Annotated in this window: 4 protein-coding genes; all 4 read left to right on the top strand. The window is 31.4% G+C overall.

From position 1 onward, the window contains the following. The first annotated feature begins 84 nt into the window (after nt 1-84). The 4 genes from HMPREF3270_RS14370 to HMPREF3270_RS00330 all read left to right on the top strand — a co-directional run bounded on the left by HMPREF3270_RS14370 (nt 85) and on the right by HMPREF3270_RS00330 (nt 4343). Nucleotides 85-399: an LPXTG cell wall anchor domain-containing protein gene (locus HMPREF3270_RS14370; RefSeq protein ID WP_070848028.1), complete on the top strand. Its 315-nt coding sequence runs from the start codon at nt 85-87 to the stop codon at nt 397-399. Between the two features lie 568 nt (nt 400-967). Then, nucleotides 968-2572, top strand: coding sequence for an L-lactate permease (locus tag HMPREF3270_RS00340; RefSeq protein WP_060804196.1), 1605 nt, complete (start codon nt 968-970; stop codon nt 2570-2572). 135 nt (nt 2573-2707) lie between these two features. Then, complete coding sequence (lqo, locus tag HMPREF3270_RS00335; protein WP_060804197.1) at nt 2708-4207, top strand: L-lactate dehydrogenase (quinone); 1500 nt, start codon at nt 2708-2710, stop codon at nt 4205-4207. Between the two features lie 34 nt (nt 4208-4241). Continuing rightward, the gene (locus HMPREF3270_RS00330) at nt 4242-4343 is read left to right on the top strand and encodes an SE2200 family small protein (protein ID WP_070463537.1); all 102 of its coding nucleotides are present in this window, start codon (nt 4242-4244) and stop codon (nt 4341-4343) included. The last annotated feature ends 146 nt before the right edge of the window (nt 4344-4489 follow it).

The raw sequence follows: 4489 nt of genomic DNA, 5'->3' as shown, positions 1-4489 counted from the left end.
TGGTCAATTAATGATTACTCTCCTACTCGATTTAGACATTTTCGTTGTACTGTTCCTTTATTATTTTTTATGTGTAAAAATTAAATGGAGTACGCATATGCAGATAATGAAGCTTACGAACCGACAACAGATGAAGTGACAAAAGAACACGGTACGCCGACAACTGAAGAGGGTGTAACAGGAGCGGTAACAATTCCGGATTATCCATCAGATAAAGGTACAATTACTAAATCACCTAAAAATACAAATGGTAATTCTGTTCCTACTAAAAAAGAATTACCAGAAACAGGACAACAAACAGATCAAGGTAATGCAACTTTATTTGGTTCTTTATTTGCAGTTCTTGGAACTTTATTATTGTTTGGAAGACGTAAAAAAATAATGACAATTAATATATAAGTCATTAAGAGATTTGTAATGATGATATAGATTTTATAGAGGCCTGTAGAATGATGTTTGATATCAACTGCAGGCCTTTTTTTACTTTTCAAATAAGGATGGTAAGAAAAAGAGAGGGGATTATTTAGTGAGAATAACATAGTTGATAGATAATTCTGTCAGCTTTAGATTGTTGTAGTAAGAAGAGAAATGTATATGGTTGTGTATGCTAAAATCAGTATTTAATATTATTAATAGTTATAAAAATAAATAGCGAAGAGTAAATGTGATTTGAAATGACATAGTAAAAGCATCGAGTGTGAAAAATGTGGATAATAAATGCCATGACTTCATTGATGGATATAAATATTTAAAATATACAAAATCTTGAGGTTTCCGCCTATAATAAAAAAATTAATATTAATTAAGTTAACTACTGAAATTAAAGGGGATAGATAATAAATATAAGTTGTACTTTACAGTAAAATATAATATATTTTAAACTTGAGTTCAGATGATTTTGGTTTATTTGAATTTTTTTATAAGTCAAAACGTATGAATAATTATTTATTGAGAAATGGGGGGTTCAATGTTAGTACATTCATTTGATCCATTTAATAATTTGTTTTTATCATCAATTTTTGCTGCTGTACCTATCATTTTATTTTTATTATTTTTAACAGTATTTAAAATGAAAGGTGTTTATGCAGCACTATCAACTTTAATAGTGACAATAATAGTCGCTTTAGTCGTTTTTAAACTTCCAGTAAGTATTGCTGGCGGTGCTGTATTGGAAGGTTTTTACCAGGGGATTATTCCTATTGGTTTTATTATTATTATGGCTGTATGGTTATATAAAATTTCAACTGAGAGTGGACAGTTTGATATTGTTAAAGATAGTATTTCAAGTATTTCACAAGATCAGCGTATTCAATTACTGCTTATTGGTTTTGTATTTAATGCATTTTTAGAAGGAGCAGCTGGTTTTGGTGTGCCCATTGCGATATGTGCTGTATTACTTACTCAATTGGGATTCAAGCCATTAGAGGCAGCTATGTATTGTTTGGTGGCTAATGCTGCTGCAGGTGCCTACGGAGCAGTTGGAATACCAATATCAATTATTGATACATTAAGTTTATCTGGAAATGTTACTTCAACGGAAGTGGCATTAATTGGTAATTTAACGCTTGATTTTATTAGTTTTTTTATACCATTTCTATTAATGTTTATGATTGATGGATTTAAAGGTGTAAAAGAAACTTGGCTACTTACTTTAATAGTTTCTTTTACTTATACATTCTTGCAACTTGTTATTACAAGTTTAGATGTATCAGCACTTGCAGATATTATTCCTGGTTTAGTAAGCATGATAGTGTTAGCGCTAGTATCTAAAAAAATCCAACCTAAAAATATCTTTAGATTACATAAAGGTGAAAATACTTCATCTGTAACCAAACATTCATTGAAGGATATTGTTTATGCGTGGAGCCCATTCATTATTCTAACTTTTGTTGTTCTTATTTGGAGTTCATCATTTTTCAAAAAGTTATTTGAAAAAGATGGCTTATTCAGTTCATTAGTTGTTAAATTTAATGTTCCTGGTACGATGAATGATGTTACCCATACACCTAATGTTTTGACATTTAACTTTATTGCACAAACTGGTACAGCCATTTTGATTACAGTAATCTTAACAATTATTATTGCTAAAAACATGAATTTTAAAAGTGCTGGTAAATTATTAGTTGTTACGTTTAAAGAGTTATGGATTTCTGTAGTTACAATCTGTTTTATTTTAGCAGTATCTAAGGTGACAACTTACGGTGGTTTAAGTAGTGCAATGGGACAAGGTATTTCTAAGTCTGGTTCTATTTTCCCGTTGCTATCTCCGATATTAGGGTGGATCGGCGTATTTATGACAGGATCTGTTGTAAATAATAATGTTCTCTTTGCACCTATCCAAGCATCAGTTGCGACTCAAATTGATCTTAAAGGTTCTTTATTGGTTGCCGCTAATGTTGCTGGTGGTGTGACAGCTAAAATTGTATCGCCACAATCTATTGCCATTGCTACCGCAGCAGTTAATGAAGTGGGGAATGAATCACAATTGATGAAAATGACCATGCGTTTTAGTATAGGACTCCTTATATTTGTGTGTATTTGGACATTTATTCTTAGTATTTTTATAACTTAAGGTAGTAATTATACTATGATAATTCTAGGCTTATATTTCATAAATGGATGATTTACATTGGAAATTAGGATTTTCATTAATATGGTTTTTGTATTACAATGTTTTCTGTACTCAAAATAAGAAAGGGAGTCAATTATGAATAATAAAGAGTCAAAAACAGTTATTGTTATTGGCGCTGGTGTTTTAAGTACTACTTTTAGTTCTATGCTTAAAGAATTAGAACCAAATTGGAAAATAAAACTTTATGAGCGCCTAGACCGACCTGGTATTGAAAGCTCAAACGAGCGTCATAATGCAGGAACAGGTCACGCAGCATTATGTGAATTAAATTATACTGTTAGACAACCTGATGGTTCGATTGATATTGAGAAAGCAAAAGAGATTAATGAGCAATTTGAAATCTCAAAACAATTTTGGAGCTATTTAGTAAAGAGTAATAATATCTCAAATCCAAAAGAGTTTATTAAACCACTGCCTCATATCAGTTTCGTACGAGGAAAAAATAATGTTCAATTCTTAAAAGATCGTTATCATGCTATGAAAGATGCTCCAATGTTTGATAATATTGAGTATACTGAAGATATCGAAGAAATGAGAAAATGGATTCCATTAATGATGCAAGGGCATAGTGCTAGTGACATTATGGCTGCAAGTAAAATTGATGAAGGAACAGATGTCAATTTCGGGGAACTTACTCGTAAAATGGCTAAGAGTATTGAAGAACATCCAAATGCAAATGTTCAATACAATCATGAAGTTATTGATTTTAATCATCGTAAAGATGGTAAATGGGAAGTTAAAGTACGTCAACGTAATAGTGGAAATATTAAAACAGAACTTGCAGACTACATATTTATTGGTGCAGGTGGTGGCGCAATTCCACTATTACAAAAGACAGGTATTCCTGAAAGTAAGAACTTAGGTGGCTTCCCTATTACAGGACAGTTTTTAATCTGTACCAATCCTTCTGTTATTGAAAAGCATGATGCCAAAGTTTACGGTAAAGAACCGCCAGGCACACCTCCTATGACTGTACCTCACTTGGATACACGTTATATTGATGGAGAACGCACACTATTGTTTGGTCCGTTTGCTAGTGTAGGACCTAAGTTTTTAAAAAATGGTTCTAACTTAGATTTATTTAAATCAGTCAAGCCATACAATATTATGACATTGTTAGCTTCAGCAGTTAAAAACTTACCATTAATTAAATATTCATTTGATCAAATTTTAATGACTAAAGAAGGTTGTATGAATCATTTACGTACATTCTATCCGGAAGCTCGTGATGAAGATTGGCAATTATATACTGCTGGTAAACGTGTTCAGGTTATTAAAGATACTCCAGAGTATGGAAAAGGATTTATTCAATTTGGCACTGAAGTAGTTAACTCTGCAGACCATTCAGTTATCGCTTTATTAGGTGAATCTCCTGGTGCTTCAACTTCAGTATCTGTAGCATTAGAAGTGATCGAAAAGAATTTCCCAGAATATGAAGAACAATGGATGCCGATTATTAAAAAAATGATTCCGTCATACGGTAAATCGTTAATTGAGGATATCGAACTGATGAGAAAAACACGCAAACAAACATCAAAAGACTTAGAATTAAATTATTATATGAGTAGCAAATAATTTATATCATAGATTGATATAAAGGAGGTTTCTTATGAATAAATTATTAACAATTTCAATAATTGTTATTGTTGCCTTTTTGGGATTAAAACGTTATCAAGCTCATGTAAATAAGGCGCCCAATATAGAATATTAATAGATAATTATACAAAGAATAGCGTGAAAATATTTTAACTTAGAATTTAGCTTATTCATTCAAATGATTTTTTAATGGAAGAAAAAGCCGAGAAACCTTAAAGGTTTCTCGGCTCAGACCGTAGACAAACTACCGTTATAACTTGA

It is taken from the genome of Staphylococcus sp. HMSC65H10, assembly GCF_001839185.1.
In the GTDB taxonomy this organism is placed as follows: Bacteria; Bacillota; Bacilli; order Staphylococcales; family Staphylococcaceae; genus Staphylococcus; species Staphylococcus simulans.
Note: the sequence above shows the minus strand (reverse complement) of the source record. Positions and strands in the feature narration are given on the sequence as shown.